Below are 18,291 nucleotides of genomic sequence, written 5' to 3' on the forward strand. Positions count from 1 at the left end.
TGAGTAGTAAGGCTTGCACCGGTCAAAACAATAATTTGCCCATAGGTGATCTATGTCCGACTTCAAGTTTGATTCCCAAGGTTTTTCCCGACGCGGCCTGCTCAAGGCCACTGGCTACGGCACATTGGCGGCATTGGTCGGGAGTGCGATGGGCCCGATGTCCTTCGCCTTTGCCGCCGGCCAACCGATCAAGACCGTGCGTCCCGGTTATCTGACCGCCGCTTGCCTGGGCGACATGCCTTTGGGGGCGTTGCGCGAAGGTGTTCCGGTCGGCACCGATCTGGAATTGCTCAAGATCATTGCCGATCGCCTCGAGCTCAAGCTCGACGTGCTGACCATGGGGTTCCCGGCAGTGGTCGAGGCCGTGAGATCAGGGCGCGCCGACTGGTTCGGCGGCAACTTCGCCTGGAACCCGATGCGTTCCAAGATTTTGCTGTTGACCGACCCGGTGTTCTACACCGGCGCCTACGTGATCATGCGCGACAGCGAACCGTTCGACACCGCTATCACCGTGAACGACGTGAAGGGCCGCACCATCGGCGCCATCACCGGCTATTTCACCATCCCGGACATGAAGAAAATCGAGGGGGTGAAGGAGGTCAAGCTCTACGACAACACCGACTCGTGCCTACGTGACGTGCGCGCCGGACGCCTGGATTTCGCGGTGCTGGACGCCCCGACCATCGACTACATGATCCTTCAGGACCCGAGCCTCAAGCTCAAACAGATTCCTATGTCCTACGATGAAAAATTCCCCAGCCTGACCGCCAAGTTCGAGGCGATCTGGGGCGTTCATCCGCAGAACCAGGATTTGTTCGATGGCATCAATCAGGGCCTGCGCTGGTTGAAATCCACGGATCAGATTCGCCCGATCCTCGCCAAGTACGGGATCAAGAACCCTGACTACCTTGTGCCTCCGGCCAAGGACCCGCGCATCGGCGTCGACCGTGACGAGAAAGGCAGCCTGATCGGGCCATTCGAACATCCGCCGCGTGATTTCAGTCAGGCCTTTGCCTGAGTCGAGGATATAGCTCATGGCTGAATCAACTCCACTGGTGCGCATCGAGGGACTCTACAAGTCCTTCGGCAGCCTGGACGTGCTCAAGGGTATCGACCTCAGCGTGCAGCAAGGTCAGAAGATCTCGCTGATCGGCCCCAGCGGGTCGGGCAAGACCACGTTGCTGCGGTGCGTCAATTACCTGGAAGAGCCGACCAAAGGTGACATTTACATCGATAACGAACTGATCGGCCAGCGACTGGTAGGCACCCGCAAAGTGCCCATGAGCGACAAGGAACTGGCGCGCATGCGCACCGAAATCGGCATGGTGTTCCAGCGCTTCAACCTGTTTCCACACCTTTCGGTGCTGGAAAACATCATCCTCGGCCCGCTCAAGGTGCAACAGCGCAGCCGCGCCGAAGCCGTTGAACTGGCCGAGGACCTGCTGAATAAGGTGGGCATGTTCGCCAAGCGAGACGTCTACCCGGAACAGCTCTCGGGTGGGCAACAGCAACGCATCGCCATCGCCCGGGCGTTGGCGATGCAGCCCAAGTTAATGTTGTTCGACGAAGCCACCTCGGCGCTGGACCCGGAGCTGGTGGGTGAAGTGCTGGGGGTCATGCGCAAGCTGGCGGAGGAGGGCATGACGATGATTATCGTGACCCACGAAATGCACTTCGCTGAAAGCGTCTCCGATCAAGTGATCTTCATGGCCGACGGCAACATCGTCGAACAGGGGCCGCCCCGGCAGATCTTTCGCGAGAGCCAGATCGAACGCACCCGCTCCTTCATCCGTGCCGTGCAGGAGCATTGATCGATGTTTGATTCCATTGCCCTGCACAAAGCCATCGACATGCTCCCGTACTTTTTGAATGTGCTGGGCCTCGGTGCAGTGACGACGATCGGCCTGACGGCGGCGGCGTTTGTGGTGGCGACGTTGTTGGGATTTTGCCTGGCGTTGATGCGTCTTTCCCGCAGCCGGGTGTTGAGCCTGGTGGCGAGCGTCTACCTGGAGATTTTTCGCAACGTCCCGATCCTCACCCAGCTGTTCATCCTGTACTTCGGCCTGACCTACATCGGCATCACCTTGCCGGCGATTGGCGCGGCGATCATCGGTTTCGGCCTGAATGGCGCGGCGATTCTGTCGGAGGTGTTCCGTTCAAGCATCCGCACCATCGATCGCGGGCAAAGCGAAGCGGCGTATTCCATCGGCATGACCCGTTCCCTGGCGATGCGCATCATCGTGCTGCCCCAGGCGTTCAAGGTGGCGATTCCGGGGATGGCCAACTTCGCCATCGGGCTGCTCAAGGACACCTCGCTGGCCTCGGCGGCGGCGGTGCCAGAGTTGACGTTCAAGGCGCGGATGCTGGTCAGCGAAACCTACCAGACCAACCTGATTTACTTTCTGCTGGCGACCATTTACCTGGTGTTGAGCCTGGTGCTGTCCCACTGGGCGGCGCGTACCGAACGCCGTCTCAAAGTGGTCAAGGAGAACTGATATGGGTTATGGCGAGTTGTGGGAAGCAACCCATGTCGAATTGCTGGCGGCGGCCTGGGCCACGCTGCAGTTGGCGTTCGGGGCGCTGGTCATCGGCTTGATTGTCGGTTTGCTGGTGGCACTGGCACGTCTGTCAAACAGCCGGCCATTGCGCCGTGCGGCGCTGATCTACATCGAGGTCTTTCGCGGCACCCCGGCTCTGGTGCAACTGTTCATCGTCTATTTCAGCCTGACCGAAATCGGCGTTCAGTTCAGTTCGTTCCAGGCGGCGATGATCGGGTTGGGATTGAATGCGGCGGCTTATCTGTCGGAGATCTACCGCTCGGGGCTGGAGGCGGTGCCCAAGGGGCAGGTGGAAGCGGCGAAGGCGATTGGCATGCCTCATCTGAAGGTGTTGCGCTGGGTCGTGTTGCCCCAGGCCATCCGTATCGTGCTGGCGCCAATCGGCAACGTCGCGATCTCGCTGTTGAAAGACACTTCAGTGGCCTCGCTGATAGCGGCACCCGATCTGATGTTGCGGGCTCAGGACTTGAGTTCCGTGTACTTCATGCCGCTGGAGATCTACATCCTCGTCGGCGCGATTTATTTTGCGCTGTGTTATCCGCTGTCTCTGGGCGTGCGATTGCTGGAGCGCAAGACGCGACACTGATCAAACAGCCCCAAAAAACAGCGCTGACGACCACTCAGCGCTGATCTCTTGAAACCTTGCAGTACGCGCGGTGGCTCTACAGCAAGGGAATGCTGTAGCTCACGATCAAGCGATTCTGATCCTGGTCACGGGACGCTTCGCTGTTGGACTTGCCGTTGCGCCATCCAAAACCCACTCCTTTGAGCGAGCCGGACTGAATCACATAGTCCAGGGCAATGTCGCGCTCCCATTCCTTCTGGGAGTCGCCCGAGGTCGTCTTGATATTGTCCCCGCTGAGGTACATGACGGACGCTTTCAGTCCGGGCACGCCCATGGCCGCGAAGTCATAGGCGTATTGGCCGAACGCGGTGCGTTCGCCCGCGCGGGTGAAGGTTTGAATCAAACGGTCGGTGTACAGGTAAAGACTGCTGCCGCCAGCACCCTTGTTGGCCAGGCCGCCCTGATTGAGCTGGGTGAAGCTGCTGCCACTTGAAACGCTCTGATAGCCGGCGGTGATGCCGTGGCCACCCACCGTGTAAATCAGTGCGGCGCTCCAGGTTTTATTGTCGATCTCGCCATCGTTACCTTCGGTGAAACCGCTGATTTTGTAGCCCGAGGTGCCCGAGCTGTTTTTGCCGGAAGAATCGGTCTTGAAGTAGCGCAAGTCGGTTTTCAGTGACTGTCCTTCCGCGATGTCCAATGTGTGAATCAGTCCGAAAAACTGCTGGGTGTAGTAGTCGTCCAGGTTGGCGTAGTAATACTGCGCGGTCAGGTCCTTGGTGATTTTCCAGTCGCCGCCAGCGAAGTCGAACGCATTGCTTTCACGGGTGCCGCCGGTCGCTGCCAAGCCCGTCTGATCGGTTGAACCGCGACCGGTGGCGTGTTCGATTCGCCCTGCGGTGAAGGTCAAATCCTTGAACTCGCCCGAGGTGACCTGGCCACCTTCAAAGGTCTGCGGCAGCAGGCGACCGTCGTTGGCCACCAGGATTGGCAACTTCGGCAACAGCGTGCCCAGGCGCAGTTCGGTTTTCGAGACCTTGACCTTGCCGGTCAATCCCAGCCGGCTCCATTCGTCGACGGCGCTGTTGTCGCTGTCCGAAGGAATCATCGAACTGCCGACATGCCGTCCTTTGCCACTGTCCAGCGTGACCCCCATCAAGCCCAATGCATCAACGCCAAAACCGACGGTGCCATCGGTGTAGCCTGACTTGTAATCGAGCATGAAACCTTGCGCCCACTCCTCGGTTTTCGAAGGCGCGGCGGTGCCGTCGCGATTGTCATTGTTGAAGTAGAAATTCCTCAGTCCCAGGGTGGCTTTACTGTCACTCAGGAAGTCGGCGTGCGCCTGGGTGCTCAGCGCAATGGCGCCCAGTGCAATCGTTACCGCCGTGGTTTTAGTGCTCATCGAAATCGCCCTTTTTTTGTAGTTTGAATAGGGGGAGAGTGGCTCCCGCCGTGGCGAATGCCGGCAAGGCAAACGGCCTGCGGGAGCGTGAAACTTGAGTTAAATACCCAGCACGTTGGCGCCGATGCATGGGTCAATGCCGCGTTCCAGGCGACGTTGATGGACGATCACGGTGATTTCCATCGAACCGGTGGTGACCTCGAAGTCGAGGATGTGGCCGCCGTATGCCTGGAACGTGGCGTCACCGGCGACGCCGTGCATATGGATCGATGGTTGATCGTTCTTCCATGCCACGGAACCGGTGATGCTCGCCATCTCGACGCTGTTCAAGGTCTTGGCGTCGAAGTCTTTCTTGTCCTTGTTCCAGAAACCGAACTTCACATTGCCGAAACCGATGCCGGTGATCGAGGCGCTGGGGATTTTTTCGGCGATGGCCAGCTTGGTCAGTTCCTTGAAGGCGTTGTCGCCCATGCGCAGGACCATGAGGTAGCCGGTGGGGGTCTTGGTGTAGCGCGGTGTGGCTTCAGTGGCACATTGCATGGGGGCTGTCGTCGCGGCGGGAGTGGTTTCGGCGGCGGCCAGTTGCATGCCTGTGGTGTTGATCATCACGGCGGCGGCCACGGCCAGCATCAATTTGCAAACGCGGTGTTTCGGGTGAAGTTGAACGTGCATGAGACTTCCTCTGTTTTTGTTGTTGTGGGGTGTAGCGGTTTTCGGGACGAGCGAATCCGGCGCCTGTTGTTCAACAGGCGCGGGAGTTGTTGTTAACAATCGGTGTTAGTTGAAGCCGGGTTAGCGCGACTTACAGCGCATCGCGACAACTGATGCCGTCAACCAGTCGAGCAATGCTCAGCGGATTGGCATTCTTCAGGGCGTCCGGCAACAAACTGTCGGGGCAGTTCTGGTAACACACGGGGCGCAGGAAACGATCGATCGCCAACGTCCCGACCGAGGTGCCGCGCGAATCCGAAGTGGCCGGGTAGGGGCCGCCGTGAACCATGGCATCGCAGACTTCCACACCGGTCGGATAGCCGTTGAACAACACACGTCCGACTTTCTGTTCCAGCAGCGGCAGAATATCGCCCAGGGTCGCGGTGTCCGAGTCTTCGACAATGAGCGTTGCCGTCAACTGGCCGCGCAAACCCTGCAAGGCCTGGAGCAATTGGGCGTGGTCGGCGACCTCGACGATCAGGGTGGTCGGGCCGAAGACTTCCTCCTGAAGCAACTCGTCACCGTTGATCAACAGGCTGACGTCGGCCTTGAACACTTGCGGCTGCGCCTGATTGCTCTGTTGCGCGGCGCCGGCCAAGTGCGTGATGCCGGGGTGAGCTCGCAGGTTGTCGAGGCCGTGGCAATAGCTTTTCAAGGCGCCGCTGTTGAGCATGGTTTGCGCCGGTTGTTCACTCATCAGAGCGCTAAAGCGTTCAAGGAAAGCGCTGAATTCGGGCGAGCGAATGCCCAGCACCAGACCGGGATTGGTGCAGAACTGACCGGCACCCAAGACCACGGAAGCGCTCAGTTCGGCCGCGATCTTGTCACCGCGTGTCTTGAGTGCGTCGGGCATCAACACCACCGGGTTGATGCTGCTCATTTCGGCAAACACCGGGATCGGTTGCGGACGTGCCGCCGCCATGTCACACAAGGCCCGGCCACCGCGCAACGAACCGGTGAAGCCAACGGCCTGGATCGCCGGATGCTTGACCAGTGCCTCACCGACGCTGCCGTAAAGCAGGCTGAAAACGCCTTCGGGCATGCCGGTTTTTTTCGCGGCACGGGTGATTGCATCAGCGACGTAATCGGCGGTGGCCATGTGGCCGCTGTGGGCCTTGAACACCACCGGGCAGCCCGCAGCCAGCGCCGAGGCGGTGTCGCCGCCAGCGGTCGAAAAGGCCAGCGGGAAGTTGCTGGCGCCGAATACTGAGACCGGACCGAGCCCGGTGCGGTACTGACGCAAATCGGGGCGCGGCAACGGTTGGCGGTCCGGCAGTGCTCGGTCGATGCGTGCGCCGTAGAAATCGCCGCGACGCAGCATCGTGGCGAACAGGCGCATCTGGCCGCTGGTGCGGGCGCGCTCACCCTGAATGCGGCCGGCGGGCAGGGCGGTTTCCCGGCACACCAGGGCAATGAACGTGTCGTCCAGTGCCTCAAGCTCGGTGGCAATGGCGTCCAGGAACTGAGCACGGCGTGCAGCTGACAGTTGACGAAAGCGCGGGTAAGCCGTGGCCGCAGATTCTGCGGCCGCATTCACTTCATCGATGGTCGCCTGATGGAAGTGATATGGCAGTGCTTCGCCGGTGCGCGCGTCGTGGCTTTGCAAGGTGGTCGAACCTTGTGCGGAACGCGTGCCAGCGATGTAGTTGTGGCCTGAAACTTCAAACATGGGAACTCCTGAAGGGCTGTTCAATGAGGGTCAAGCAAGCCGGTAAATGCGCCGGGCGTTGTCATGAAACAGGGCGAGCCGATCAGTTGGGGAACGGTCGCGGGTAATCGTTTTGAAGCCGTCGAAGATCTCGCTCATGCCGTTGACGACGCCGTCCACCGGGTAATTGCTGGCAAACGCGCAGCGGCTGACGTCGAATATCGAAATTGCATCGTTGACCACGACCCGGTTCGCCTCCACGGGCCACGCCTTGCCCGGCAGGCAGATGCCGGAAATCTTCAGCGCGACATTCGGCTCCCGCGCCAGCAAGGCGAGGTTTTGCCGCCAGCCAGCCAAGCCTTCTTCCGAACGATCCGCCGGCAGCGCCGTGTGATTGACCACGAGGGTCACGTCCGGGAAATCCCTGGCCAGCTCGGCGGCTTCCGCCAGATGCCACCAGGGCGCCTGCAACTCGAAGTGCAGGCCATTGGCGGCCAGTTGGGCGTAACCCTCGCGCCAGCGCGGATCGCGCATCGAACCTGGCGCGACGAAATCTTCGCGCCAGGCTTCAAGGCTGGTCACCGCCGGTTTGTGGCGCACGCCACGCACCAGCGGATGGTCAGCGTATTGGCGCAAGAGCTGCGCGGCGTCCTCACGATCGAGCCAGGCCTGCGCGACCATCGCCGCCAGCGTGGGTTCGTCTTGAGCCAGCGACTCGACAAACCTCACTTCATCGGCGGGCGTCGCGGGGTCCCATTCACCTTCGATGACGACGGTTTGGACGATGCGATGGCGCCCCGTCAGCCGGCGATAGTCCTGAGGCAGAAAATTGCGGCAGATCGACGAATAATCGCCGTAGCGAAAGGGCCGCAACGGCCGGTCGTTCAGCCACGGGTAGTAATGCTGTTCGATGTCGAAGTAATGCTGGTGAGCGTCGACGATGGGCAAGTCCGCATCCTCGCCACTGGCCAGAAAGCGTGCACGGTTATCCATGCTGTTCCTCCAGGCGATAAAAACGTCGTGCATTGCCGGCGAACACCGCTTCCTGAACGGCGCGGCCCAGAGGCGCAAGCATCGCGGCCATGCCGTCGGCAATCGTGTCGTAGGACGCGCGCAATCCGGCGACCGGGAAGTTGCTGGCGAACATGCAGCGCTCGGGGCCGAAGATCTCCAGCGCGGTCAGCACCACGATCCGGTTGTCGTCGTAGTGCCAGGGCGAGTCTTTCAACCCGAACTCAGAGAGCTTGATGTGCACATTGCTCTGCAGGGCCAGGGCTTCCAGGCCTTTGCGCCAACGGGCCATGCCTTGCGGGCCGCGATCCCAGGCAAAACCGGTGTGATTGAGCGCGATGCGGATCTGCGGAAACAACGCCGCCACTTCAGCGGCCTCCACCAGATGCCACGGCGGCACGCGCAAATCCCACGACAGGTCGTGATCGGCCAGGCGCGCAAAGCCTTCCAGCCATTTCGGGTCCTGCATGGTGCCCTTGGCGCCTGCAATCGACACCTCGGGCGATGTCGACGTGACGGGTTTGGAGCGTATGCCTTTGACCAGTGGCCTGGCAGCCTGGGCCGCAAGAATCTCCGCGCTGTCCTCACGGTCGAACCAGGCATGGGCAACGATGGCATTCGGGAAGCCGTAACGGGCATTCACCTGTTCCAGCCAGCGTGTCTCGGCCACCTGCTCATCGCGGGCCCGTTCCGCCTCGATGTGCACCGTGCCGACCAATCGTTGTCTTTCGGTCAGGGCGAGAAACTCTTCCGGCAAGAAATCACGGCAAAGGCTGCGATAGTCGCCGAGGAAAAAATCCTCGTGATACTCGTCTTGCAGCCACGGATAACGACCGTTGCCCAAGTCCCACAAGTGGTGGTGAGCATCGACAATCGGCAGCGCATCCTCGGCCGCAAGGTTGGGCAAGCCATTGCGTTCGTGCAGCGTGATCATGACGTAGGCCCTTGTTCAGCGCGAGGCGGCGAATTGGGAAGGGCTGAGCACGCCGTCTTCGACTTCGCCGGCGGCGGCCGCATCAGCCTTGGCCTGAACGCGACTGCGCAGTTTGGCGACGTTCACCACAACCCGGGTATGGGCTGCCGTCGCGACCAGTTCGACGTCATCGCGTACCTCGACGTTGAACGTGACGCTGCGTCCCTCGATGCGGGTGACCGTGGCGACGATGCTGACTGACATGCCCAGCAGCGTCGCGCCCACGTGGCGAATATCGACTGCGGCCCCGACGGTGTTTTCGCCTTCATCGAGGAAGGTCAGCAGGTAGTCCAGGCACGTTTGTTCGATGTCGTTCACCAAGCGAGGCGTGGCGTAGATGCGCAAGTCTTCGCCCAGAAACGAGATGGTGCGTTCCTTGTCGACGATCAGTTTGTGTTCGGTGGCGGTGCCTGCTTCGAGCGTGGAGAAATTCATGAGAAACCTCGTATTTGAGTGCTGTCAGTCAAAAAATGATTCAGGTGGCGGGCAGGAAACCGATGGAGATCCATGGCACGGCGATCAGCACCCCGAGGGCGACAACAAGCGCGCCCAGATACGGCCAGACTCGACGCATGGCGCCGCTGGGGTCGACCTTGGCGATGGCGCACGCGGCATAGAAGCCCACGCCAAACGGTGGGGCGAACAAGCCCAGGCCCATGGCGAAGATCGCGACCATTGCGTAATGCACGTCGTTGATGCCCATGGCCTTGGCAATCGGAAACAGCAGCGGTCCGAACAGCACGATGGCCGGGATGCCTTCCAGAAAGCTGCCCAGGAGGATGAACGCCACGGCGGAGATGATCAGGAAACCCAGCGCACCACCCGGCACGGTCGACATCACTTGCGCCAATTGGTGGGAGAAGCCCGATTGGGTCAGCGCCCAGGCCATCGCGGTCGCGCTGCCGATGATGATCAGGATCGCGCCGGACAGTGACGCGGTGCTGACCAGGATCGGGTACAGCCGACGCCAGTCAAAGCAGCGGTAGCACAGCAACCCGACGATGAAGGTGTAGGCCACGCCAATGGCGGCGACTTCGGTGGCGGTGGCCACGCCTTCGACCACAGCGGTGCGTATCACGAAGGGCAGGGCCAGGGCCGGTAAAGCCACCAGCAGTGAATGCCCGATTTCCTTGGCCGAGGCGCGTTTGCCGGTGGTGACCTCGCCTTTGCGGTTTTTCCACCAGATCACTGCCGCCATCGCGATGGCGCCCACCACTGCCGGCATGAAACCCCCGGTGAACAGGGCCGAAATCGACACCCCGGTCACCGAGCCGATGGTGATCAGTACCAGGCTTGGGGGAATGGTTTCCGACATCGCGCCGGAGGCATTGAGCATCGCCACCAGTTCGTTTTCATCCTCGCCGCGTTTCTTCATTTCCGGAAACAGCGCCGGGGCGATGGCCGCCATGTCGGCAGCCTTGGAGCCGGAAATGCCGGAGATCAGGTAGATCGCGCCGATCAACACATAAGACAGACCGCCACGCACATGGCCGATCAGCGAGCAGAGGAAGTGGATCATTGCGCGGGCCATGCCCATCGCTTCGATCAACGCACCCAGGAACACAAACAACGGAATGGCCAGCAGAATCAGGCTCGCCATGCCTTCGTCCATCCGCCCGACCACCAGGGTCAGCGGTGTGCTGGTCATGGTCGACAGGTACGCCACGGTCGCCAGGCCGAACGCGACCATGATCGGCACGCCGATGACGATCATGGCCATGACGCCGATCATGAAGAAGACCACCAGGTTCCAGTTGCCCATCAGCAGCAGAGGACCTTCAGCCGCCCACAACAACCCGGCCAGGGAGGCCAGCATCGCCACCGACACCGAGAAATCGATCAGCCGGGCGCTGGTCAGCAGCCGCGCGACACACGTCATCAGCATCAGGCTCAAGCCGACCGCGATAGCAGACACGCGAAAGGCGTTGGGGATTTCCAGGGCCGCCGTGGTGATGATCCACTCGTCGCTGACGTATTCCCAGGCGGGGGTGAACAGCAACCCGATGAACGTGATGACGATCACCGCGCCCAAGGTGTCGACAAAGGCGCGCTTCTCGAGCGGCAAGCGCCCGATGAACGAGGTCAGGCGCATGTGCTCGCCGCGCCGCATCGCCACCACCGAACCGAGCATCGCCAGCCACAGAAACAGCAGCGAGGCCAGTTCATCACCCCAGACAATGGGTTGATTGAGTACGTAGCGCGAGAACACATTGCAAAACAGCAGCGAGACTTCGATAACCACCAGCAACGCCGCGCTGCCTTCAGTCAGCCAGCGCAGCCCGGTGTCGAGTGCGCGGCCCAGACGAAATGTGGCCTGGTGTGGGCTGAGTCCTTCAGCGGGAGAAACATCCGTCATTGGTAGTTGGCTTTTCATGACTTTGTCTCCGGCTTAGGACAGTTGACCCGCGTACTGCTCGAGCAAGCTCCAGGCTTCGGGGCCGTACTTTTCCTTCCATTGGGTGTAGAAACCTTTGGATTGCAGGTCCGCCCGGAACAACGAACGGTCAACTTTGTTGAAGGTGATGCCGTGGGCGGTCAGTGACGGTTCCAGGCTGGAGTTGAGGTCGATGACCTGCTGGCGCTGCACCAGGGCGGCGGCGTTGATTTGCCGGGAGACGATTTCCTGTACGTCCGCTGGCAGTTTCGGAAAGGTCTTGCCCGAGGCGACAATCCAGAAGCCACCCCAGATGTGGTCAGTCATGGAGCAGTATTTCTGCACTTCATAGAAACGAGCGGACTCGACCACCACCAACGGGTTTTCCTGGCCGTCGACGACTTTGGTCTGCAACGCCGAGTAGGTTTCGTTGATGCTGATGCCGGTCGGGGAGGCGCCAAGGGCGCTGAACATCGAGGTCCACAACGGGCTGACCAGCACGCGCAGTTTGAAACCGGCGAGGTCTTGCGGGGTGTTGATCGGTCGGGTCGAACTGGTGATCTGGCGGAAACCGTTGTTCCAGACTTTCTCCATCGGGATCAAACCGACTTTCTCGGTCTTGGCCCGGACGTGTTCGCCCAGCTTGCCGTCCAGCGCGGCCCAGACACTGTCGTAGTCCTTGAAGGCAAACGGCATGCTTTCAATCGACATGGCCGGCACCAGCGTGGAGAGGATCGCGCCTGGCAGCGGAATGAAATCGATGGCGCCGGCACGCACCTGGGACAGCATGTCAGTGTCGCCGCCCATGGCGCCGTTGGCGTACACCTGCAGGTCCACCGCGCCGTTGGTTTCGGCCTTGATGGCTTCGGACGCGGCCTTCATCTGTTTATTCAGCGGATGGGTGTCGGGCAGGCTGCTGGTGTAGCGCAATACAATCGGTTTGGTCGCGGCGAAGACGCTGGAGGGCAGCAGGTTGGCGGCGAATGCACCGCCCACGGTGACGCCGGCAGACACTAGAAATGATCGGCGGCTGACGGACTCGGTCAAGATACGGCTCATGATGTTCACCTTCTTGTTTTTGTTGTTGTTTTGATAAAACAGCGAATCAGTTAAGTGAACGCTGCTCCTTGTGGGAGCGAGCCTGCTCGCGATGAGGTCGTCAGACTCGATATCCATGCTGACTGACCCACCGCATCGCGAGCAGGCTCGCTCCCACAAGTGGTTCAGGATGCGAGTGCTACGACCGCTTGGGATCGAATCAACTCGTCGATTTCGGTTTCCGAGAAGCCACTTTCCTTCAACACTTCGCGAGTGTGTTCACCCAGCAATGGAGCGGGGCGGCTGGTCGGTGGCGCGGCGTTGTCCATGTCGGAGAAGTGGATCGGCAGCCCCATGCCGCGCACTCGGCCTTCGGTAGGGTGTTCAGTTTCCACCACCATGCCGCGTGCGATGGTTTGCGGATGTGCCAGCGCCGCCGCGATGTCCAGCACAGGCCCGGCAGGCAGGCCGAGGTTGTCGAACAGCACCATCCATTCGTCCGTGGTGCGCGCGACCAGCACTTCGTTGAGGATCTCCACCAGGGCCAGGCGATGCTCCATGCGCAACGCGTTGCTGGCGAAGCGCGGGTCGGCCTTGAGTTGCGGCACGGCGAGTGCTTCGACCAGGCGTTCGTAGTTGGCCTGGTTGGCGGCGCCAATGTTTATCCAGCCGTCGGCGGTGCGGAACACCTGATACGGCGCGCTGGTGGAGTTGGCTGAACCCATCTTCGGCAGGATGGTGCCATCGGCGAAATACGCCGCCGCCGGCCAGTACATTTGTTGCAGGCCGGCTTCGAACAGCGAGGTGTCGACCATCTGCCCAAGACCGGTTTTCTGCTTGGCCGCGTAGGCCGCGCAGATGCCGAGGGCGGCGAGGATGCCGGAGTTGATGTCGGCCACCGGCGAACCGGCCTTGACCGGCTCACGCCCGGCTTCACCGGTCATGCTCATCATGCCGCTCATGCCTTGGGCGATCAGGTCAAAACCGCCTTTTTCGCCGAACGGCCCGCTGCGGCCGTAACCGGAGATCGCGCAGTAGATCAGCCCGGGGTTAAGGGTTTTCAGGGTTTCATAACCGAGGCCGAATTTCTCCATGGTGCCGGCGCGGTAGTTTTCCGTGACCACATCGGCGTCCATCAACAGACGGCGCAATACGTCGCGCCCGCCCTCGGTCTTGAGGTTCAGGCCAATGCCGCGCTTGTTGCGGTTGACCACCATGAACGAAGCGGATTCACCGCTGGCCATGATTGGCGAGAAGCGGCGCGAGTCGTCACCGTCCGGGACTTTCTCGACCTTCACCACGTCGGCGCCCATGTCGGCCAGCATCATCCCGCACACCGGGCCGGACATGATGTGAGCCAGTTCTACCACGCGCATTCCTGTCAGCGGTCCCATGTTATTTCCCCTTGAATTGTGGTTTGGCTTTCGCGATGAAAGCGTTCAGGCCAATCTGAAAATCGTCGGTGTCGTAGCAGCTGTAACTGCTGTCGATCTGCTCGACGGTGGGCGCGACGCCGGCCTCAAGCTGACGTGCGGCCTGGCGGTGCCAGCGGGCGACGAGGGGCGCGCCGTTGGCGATGCGCCTGGCGGTGGCGAGGGTTTCGGACTCGACCTCGCTGTCAGCGACGACGCGGGTCACGAGGTGTTTCACGTAGGCATCGTTGGCGTCGAGAATCCGCCCTTCGAGAAGAATTTCGAGGGTGGTCGAACGTCCGGCCAATGCCACCAGACCGGCCATTTCGTCATAGGACATGACCAATCCCAGCTTGCCGACCGGCGCGCCGAAGCGACTGGAGGTGCCGCAGATGCGCAAATCGCACAGTGCGGCGATTTCCAGGCCGCCGCCGACGCACACGCCGTGGATCATCGCGATTACCGGGTGTGGGCAGTCGGCAACGGCGCGCATGGCCCTGGAAGTGACGTCGGCATAGACCCGGGCTTGCGCCTGATTGGCGCGCACAGTGGGAAACTCACCGACATCGGCGCCGGCGGCAAACGCTTGCTCGCCAGCGCCGCGCAACACCACGCAGCGCACGCTGGTATCGGCGGACAATTCGCTCATGACGTCACCCAAGTCCTGCCACATGGACAGGGTCAGGGCGTTCATTTTTCCCGGATGACTGAGGGTGACGATGGCAAGGCTGTCTTGCCGGTCGATAAGGACGGTGGGCTTCATGATTGTTCCGCTGGCGTCGAATCGCGTTCGACGGTGCGGTTGCCTCCTGATTTATTGTTGTTGGATCGCGGCTGCTTACAGCGATTGTTCGAGCATCGACAGGTAGTCCGCGGGCGATGCTTCGCGGGGATTGGTCTTGTGGCTGTGATCGTGCAAGGCGCCTTCGACAATGCCGGCGAACAGGCTTGGGTCGACGCCGATCTCGCTCAGGCGCGTTGGCAGGCCCAGGCGTCGGGTCATGTCTTCGATGGCCTCACCGATATTGGCACCGGCCGCAAGGCCCATGGCATGGCGCAGGCGTTCGAGCTTGCGTTCATCGCGAACGGTGGGCGCGTTGGCGTTGAAGTCGACGACGGCGGGCAGAAAGATCGCGTTCAACGTGCCGTGGTGCAGTTTCGGATTGATGCCGCCCAGGGCGTGGGACAAGCTGTGCACACAGCCCAGCCCTTTCTGGAAGGCCAGCGCGCCTTGCATCGACGCGCTCATCATGTTCATCCGGGCTTCGCGATCACCGGGTTCGGTGGTGGCGCGCTCGATGTGTTCCCAGGCGCGCCACAAGCCATCGAGGGCAATGCCATCGGCGGCGGGGTTGAAGGCCGGCGCCATGAACGTTTCGATGCAATGGGCGATCGCGTCCATGCCGGTGGCGGCGGTCAACATCGCTGGCAGGCCCAGGGTCAGTTCCGGGTCGCAGATGGCCACGCGAGGCACCACATAAGGTGAGATTACGCCCACTTTGCGACCATCGTCGAGGATCAGAATGGCGCCCCGGCCGACTTCGCTGCCGGTGCCTGCCGTGGTCGGAATGGCAATCAGCGGCGCGGTGGCAGACGTAATGCGATCCAGTCCGCCTTCGATCACCGCAAAGCTTTGCAGGGGGCCGTCGTGAGTGGCACAGACCGCGACGCCTTTGGCCAGATCAATCGAAGAACCGCCACCCACCGCGATGATGCCGTTGCACTCGCCCAGGTGGTATTGCTCGACGGCGTCACGCACCGCGTGTTCGTTGGGGTTGGGCGGGGTGGCGTCGAAAATGGTCGGTGTACGTTCAGCGCCGAGGGCTGCGATGACCTTGTCGACGATGCCGGCGCCGCGCACGCCGACGTCAGTGACGATCAGCGGTCGGGTGATACCGGCGCGCTCGGCTTCGGCGGCCAGATGCTGCAGGCTGTCGTAGCCGAACTGGATTTTGGTGACGTAATTGATGAGGGACATGATTCACCACAAGTTATACAGGATTGTTATTGTTGCAATCGGTTGGGGGCAGGAGAGCTTTCGATCTCAGGTCAAACCCATTGCATTGCCTGGTCGTGGGGTGGACTATAGGGCCGTCGTGGCGAGCCTCGATACTGACAACTTTCGATACCTCTATAACTTTTAGTTAATCCTGATGACGCCCTCACTCAATTCGATCATGTCCCGCCTGCACATCAAGCAGCTGCGTTTGCTGATAGCCCTGGATGAGCACGGCTCCTTGCTGGGCGCGGCCAAGCAGGTCGCGCTGACCCAGCCCGGCGCCAGCAAAGCCCTGCAGGAAATTGAAACCACCTTCGGCACGTCGCTGTTCACCCGCACTAACCGCGGGCTTGAGCCGAACGATGCCGGACGCTCGGTGATCCGCTACGCCCGGCTGATCCAGACCGACCTCGCACACCTGCGCGAAGAGATCATCGGCATCATGAGCGGCGAGGGCGGACGAGTGTCGGTCGGCACCATCATGGGCGCCGTGCCGCTGTTGACCACCGCGATCAGCCGAGTTATTGCCGACAACCCGAAACTGTCGATCGAGATCGTCGAAGACACTAGCGCCGCGCTGCTCAGCCAGCTCGACGCCGGGCGCCTGGACCTTGCGATCTGCCGTACCACCATCAGCACCACGCCCTACTTGTATGAGAGCTCGACCTTCGTCGAAGAAACCCTGGCGGTGATCGCCAGCACCCAACATCCGTTCGCCTACGCCCGGCAGTTATCGCTCAAGGACCTGGTGGATTACCGCTGGGTCGTCTATCGCGCCAACATGCCAATGCGCTTGTTGCTGGAACGCGAATTTCACGAGGCCGACCTGCGATTCCCGGTGCACCTGCTGGAAACCACCTCGGCGTTTGCCACGCTGTCGCTGCTCCAGGAAAACCCGACCCTGGTCGCGCTGGTGTCGACCGATGTGGCGAAGTTCTGCTCCGGCTACGGCTTCACCACCACGCTGCCGCTGCCCATCACCTCACGCAGCGAACCCTATGAACTGGTATCGCGCAAAGGCGTACCGGACTCGCCGGCGGCGCGTTTGCTGCGAGAGGCCTTATTGAATCCCTCGGGATAATGCCTGCGTCTGCAAGTGAGCATTCGTGCGATTAAGGCAAATGTGATTTGCCGCGGAGGCGGTGTTTGAGAGGGGGTATGCGCCGCAATACTTCGCGGGATTTTGCCTGCCCAATAATTGGCCCACGGATGGCCACTGCGAGGTTCCAACATGAATGTGCCCAACCGGCTCGCGCTCTTGATGACCACTGCCGCGCTCCTCACTGCCTGTGGTGAATCTTCCAAACTGCCGCCACAGGCGGGCGTCGGCCCGGCCCCGCAGTTGCCCGAGCCCGTCACTTCGCTGATCCCCACCTTGAAAGTTTCAAAAGCGGTGGGCTGGTCGGGTCAGGACCGTCCCACGGCGCCTGCCGGTTTCACCGTCGCCGCGCTGGCTGAAAACCTCGACCACCCGCGCTGGATCTATGTCTTGCCCAATGGCGATGTGCTGGTCGCCGAAAGCAATCATCCGCCGATGCCGGAAGGGGCCACCGATGGCGGCACCGGTCCGATTGCCTGGGTACGCCGCACGGCGATGGGATTCGTGATGGGGCGGGTGGGGGCCGACGCCCCGAGCGCCAACCGAATCACCTTGTTGCGCGATGTCGACGGCGACGGTCACGCCGAGGTTCGAACCGAGTTCATGACCGGTCTGACCTCGCCGTTTGGCATGGCGCTGGTGGGCAATGAGCTGTTCATCGCCAACGCCGACGCCTTGGTCAAGGTCCCTTACAGCGAAGGTCAGACCGAGATAAAGGCAGTTCCGGTGAAAGTCACCGACCTGCCTGCAGGCATCAATCACCACTGGACCAAGAACGTACTGGCCAACCCTGAGGGGACCCGGCTGTACGTCACCGTAGGCTCCAACAGCAATGTTGGCGAGAACGGTCTCGATGCGGAAGAAGGCCGCGCCGCGATTTGGGAGGTCGACGTCAAGAACGGCAGCAAGCGTCTGTTTGCCAGCGGTCTGCGCAACCCCAACGGGCTGGCCTGGAAGCCGGGCACGACGCAGCTGTGGACGGTAGTCAACGAGCGTGACGAAATCGGCAGCGACCTGGTGCCCGATTACCTGACGTCGGTGAAGGACGGCGCATTCTACGGCTGGCCGTGGAGTTACTACGGCGCCCACGTCGACACCCGTGTCGAGCCGCCGCGCCCGGACAAAGTGGCCCAGGCCATTGCTCCGGATTACGCGCTGGGCACGCACGTCGCGCCGCTGGGCCTGGCATTCTCGGACTCGCGGGCCATGTCGGCGAACTTCGCCCAAGGTGTTTTCGTTGGCGAGCATGGCTCGTGGAACCGCAACCCGCAGGCGGGCTACAAAGTGGTGTTCATCCCGTTCAGTGATGGCAAGCCCGCTGGAATGCCAGTTGATTTCCTGACCGGGTTTCTCAACGCCGACGGCGAGGCACGGGGGCGTCCCGTGGGCGTAACGCTGGACCAGCGCGGCGCGTTGTTGGTCGCTGATGATGTCGGGAACAAGATCTGGCGTATCGCCGCCGTGAAACCCTAGTCAACATCACAATTGTCAGGAGCAC

General features: G+C 61.4%; 17 protein-coding genes. 6 read left to right on the top strand and 11 right to left on the bottom strand.

Annotation, left to right across the window (positions count from 1 at the left end):
- Nucleotides 1-52: 52 nt before the first annotated feature.
- The 4 genes from QRN31_RS07480 to QRN31_RS07495 are packed head-to-tail and all read left to right on the top strand — an operon-like array spanning nt 53 to nt 3,144.
- Nucleotides 53-1,018 carry an ABC transporter substrate-binding protein gene (locus QRN31_RS07480; protein WP_285431142.1) on the top strand — a complete coding sequence of 322 codons (966 nt, stop codon included), beginning with the start codon at nt 53-55 and terminating at the stop codon, nt 1,016-1,018.
- Between the two features lie 16 nt (nt 1,019-1,034).
- Nucleotides 1,035-1,811: an amino acid ABC transporter ATP-binding protein gene (locus QRN31_RS07485; RefSeq protein WP_285431144.1), complete on the top strand. Its 777-nt coding sequence runs from the start codon at nt 1,035-1,037 to the stop codon at nt 1,809-1,811.
- 3 nt (nt 1,812-1,814) lie between these two features.
- Complete coding sequence (locus QRN31_RS07490; protein WP_222587192.1) at nt 1,815-2,495, top strand: amino acid ABC transporter permease; 681 nt, start codon at nt 1,815-1,817, stop codon at nt 2,493-2,495.
- A gap of 1 nt (nt 2,496) precedes the next feature.
- Nucleotides 2,497-3,144: an amino acid ABC transporter permease gene (locus QRN31_RS07495; protein WP_222587191.1), complete on the top strand. Its 648-nt coding sequence runs from the start codon at nt 2,497-2,499 to the stop codon at nt 3,142-3,144.
- 76 nt (nt 3,145-3,220) lie between these two features.
- Here QRN31_RS07495 and QRN31_RS07500 read toward each other — a convergent pair whose 3' ends face one another.
- From QRN31_RS07500 to gbd, 11 genes are all read right to left on the bottom strand, one after another.
- Nucleotides 3,221-4,528: an OprD family porin gene (locus QRN31_RS07500; RefSeq protein ID WP_285431146.1), complete on the bottom strand. Its 1,308-nt coding sequence runs from the start codon at nt 4,526-4,528 to the stop codon at nt 3,221-3,223.
- A 99-nt stretch (nt 4,529-4,627) separates the two neighbouring features.
- Nucleotides 4,628-5,200, bottom strand: a complete 573-nt coding sequence (locus QRN31_RS07505; RefSeq protein ID WP_222587188.1) for a PPC domain-containing DNA-binding protein — start codon at nt 5,198-5,200, stop codon at nt 4,628-4,630.
- A 130-nt stretch (nt 5,201-5,330) separates the two neighbouring features.
- A complete protein-coding gene (locus QRN31_RS07510; RefSeq protein ID WP_285431147.1) occupies nt 5,331-6,908 on the bottom strand; it encodes an aldehyde dehydrogenase (NADP(+)) in 1,578 nt (525 codons plus the stop codon).
- Between the two features lie 30 nt (nt 6,909-6,938).
- Nucleotides 6,939-7,880 carry an amidohydrolase family protein gene (locus QRN31_RS07515; protein ID WP_285431148.1) on the bottom strand — a complete coding sequence of 314 codons (942 nt, stop codon included), beginning with the start codon at nt 7,878-7,880 and terminating at the stop codon, nt 6,939-6,941.
- Nucleotides 7,873-8,832, bottom strand: a complete 960-nt coding sequence (locus QRN31_RS07520) for an amidohydrolase family protein (RefSeq protein ID WP_285431149.1) — start codon at nt 8,830-8,832, stop codon at nt 7,873-7,875. The genes QRN31_RS07515 and QRN31_RS07520 overlap by 8 nt, the downstream gene beginning before the upstream one ends.
- 15 nt (nt 8,833-8,847) lie before the next feature.
- Nucleotides 8,848-9,306: a thioesterase family protein gene (locus QRN31_RS07525; RefSeq protein WP_259154547.1), complete on the bottom strand. Its 459-nt coding sequence runs from the start codon at nt 9,304-9,306 to the stop codon at nt 8,848-8,850.
- 40 nt (nt 9,307-9,346) lie between these two features.
- Nucleotides 9,347-11,245 (bottom strand): TRAP transporter large permease, encoded by a 1,899-nt coding sequence (locus QRN31_RS07530; protein WP_285431150.1) that lies wholly within the window; start codon nt 11,243-11,245, stop codon nt 9,347-9,349.
- A 15-nt stretch (nt 11,246-11,260) separates the two neighbouring features.
- Nucleotides 11,261-12,304: a TRAP transporter substrate-binding protein gene (locus tag QRN31_RS07535; RefSeq protein ID WP_285431151.1), complete on the bottom strand. Its 1,044-nt coding sequence runs from the start codon at nt 12,302-12,304 to the stop codon at nt 11,261-11,263.
- A 164-nt stretch (nt 12,305-12,468) separates the two neighbouring features.
- Complete coding sequence (locus QRN31_RS07540; protein ID WP_285431153.1) at nt 12,469-13,677, bottom strand: CaiB/BaiF CoA transferase family protein; 1,209 nt, start codon at nt 13,675-13,677, stop codon at nt 12,469-12,471.
- Nucleotide 13,678: 1 nt separating this feature from the next.
- Nucleotides 13,679-14,458, bottom strand: coding sequence for an enoyl-CoA hydratase-related protein (locus QRN31_RS07545; protein WP_285431154.1), 780 nt, complete (start codon nt 14,456-14,458; stop codon nt 13,679-13,681).
- Nucleotides 14,459-14,533: 75 nt separating this feature from the next.
- Nucleotides 14,534-15,673, bottom strand: coding sequence for a 4-hydroxybutyrate dehydrogenase (gene gbd, locus QRN31_RS07550; protein ID WP_285431156.1), 1,140 nt, complete (start codon nt 15,671-15,673; stop codon nt 14,534-14,536).
- Between the two features lie 175 nt (nt 15,674-15,848).
- On the opposite strand from gbd, the gene QRN31_RS07555 reads away from it, so the two are divergent.
- On the top strand, nt 15,849-16,775 hold the full coding sequence (locus QRN31_RS07555; protein ID WP_285431157.1) for a LysR family transcriptional regulator: 927 nt from the start codon (nt 15,849-15,851) through the stop codon (nt 16,773-16,775).
- Between the two features lie 150 nt (nt 16,776-16,925).
- Nucleotides 16,926-18,266 carry a PQQ-dependent sugar dehydrogenase gene (locus QRN31_RS07560; protein ID WP_285431158.1) on the top strand — a complete coding sequence of 447 codons (1,341 nt, stop codon included), beginning with the start codon at nt 16,926-16,928 and terminating at the stop codon, nt 18,264-18,266.
- The last annotated feature ends 25 nt before the right edge of the window (nt 18,267-18,291 follow it).

The sequence above is a fragment of the Pseudomonas sp. fls2-241-R2A-110 genome, assembly GCF_030209165.1.
Taxonomy (GTDB): domain Bacteria; phylum Pseudomonadota; class Gammaproteobacteria; order Pseudomonadales; family Pseudomonadaceae; genus Aquipseudomonas.

What these genes read in the sequence shown, in the direction of transcription:
- QRN31_RS07545 (WP_285431154.1), bottom strand. Translation starts at nt 14,458, where the DNA reads ATGAAGCCCACCGTCCTTATCGACCGGCAAGACAGCCTTGCCATCGTC.
- QRN31_RS07530 (WP_285431150.1), bottom strand. Translation starts at nt 11,245, where the DNA reads ATGAAAAGCCAACTACCAATGACGGATGTTTCTCCCGCTGAAGGACTC.
- QRN31_RS07505 (WP_222587188.1), bottom strand. Translation starts at nt 5,200, where the DNA reads ATGCACGTTCAACTTCACCCGAAACACCGCGTTTGCAAATTGATGCTG.
- QRN31_RS07555 (WP_285431157.1), top strand. Translation starts at nt 15,849, where the DNA reads ATGACGCCCTCACTCAATTCGATCATGTCCCGCCTGCACATCAAGCAG.
- QRN31_RS07525 (WP_259154547.1), bottom strand. Translation starts at nt 9,306, where the DNA reads ATGAATTTCTCCACGCTCGAAGCAGGCACCGCCACCGAACACAAACTG.
- QRN31_RS07510 (WP_285431147.1), bottom strand. Translation starts at nt 6,908, where the DNA reads ATGTTTGAAGTTTCAGGCCACAACTACATCGCTGGCACGCGTTCCGCA.
- QRN31_RS07490 (WP_222587192.1), top strand. Translation starts at nt 1,815, where the DNA reads ATGTTTGATTCCATTGCCCTGCACAAAGCCATCGACATGCTCCCGTAC.
- QRN31_RS07540 (WP_285431153.1), bottom strand. Translation starts at nt 13,677, where the DNA reads ATGGGACCGCTGACAGGAATGCGCGTGGTAGAACTGGCTCACATCATG.
- QRN31_RS07500 (WP_285431146.1), bottom strand. Translation starts at nt 4,528, where the DNA reads ATGAGCACTAAAACCACGGCGGTAACGATTGCACTGGGCGCCATTGCG.
- QRN31_RS07495 (WP_222587191.1), top strand. Translation starts at nt 2,497, where the DNA reads ATGGGTTATGGCGAGTTGTGGGAAGCAACCCATGTCGAATTGCTGGCG.
- QRN31_RS07485 (WP_285431144.1), top strand. Translation starts at nt 1,035, where the DNA reads ATGGCTGAATCAACTCCACTGGTGCGCATCGAGGGACTCTACAAGTCC.
- QRN31_RS07560 (WP_285431158.1), top strand. Translation starts at nt 16,926, where the DNA reads ATGAATGTGCCCAACCGGCTCGCGCTCTTGATGACCACTGCCGCGCTC.
- QRN31_RS07520 (WP_285431149.1), bottom strand. Translation starts at nt 8,832, where the DNA reads ATGATCACGCTGCACGAACGCAATGGCTTGCCCAACCTTGCGGCCGAG.
- QRN31_RS07515 (WP_285431148.1), bottom strand. Translation starts at nt 7,880, where the DNA reads ATGGATAACCGTGCACGCTTTCTGGCCAGTGGCGAGGATGCGGACTTG.
- QRN31_RS07480 (WP_285431142.1), top strand. Translation starts at nt 53, where the DNA reads ATGTCCGACTTCAAGTTTGATTCCCAAGGTTTTTCCCGACGCGGCCTG.
- QRN31_RS07535 (WP_285431151.1), bottom strand. Translation starts at nt 12,304, where the DNA reads ATGAGCCGTATCTTGACCGAGTCCGTCAGCCGCCGATCATTTCTAGTG.
- gbd (WP_285431156.1), bottom strand. Translation starts at nt 15,673, where the DNA reads ATGTCCCTCATCAATTACGTCACCAAAATCCAGTTCGGCTACGACAGC.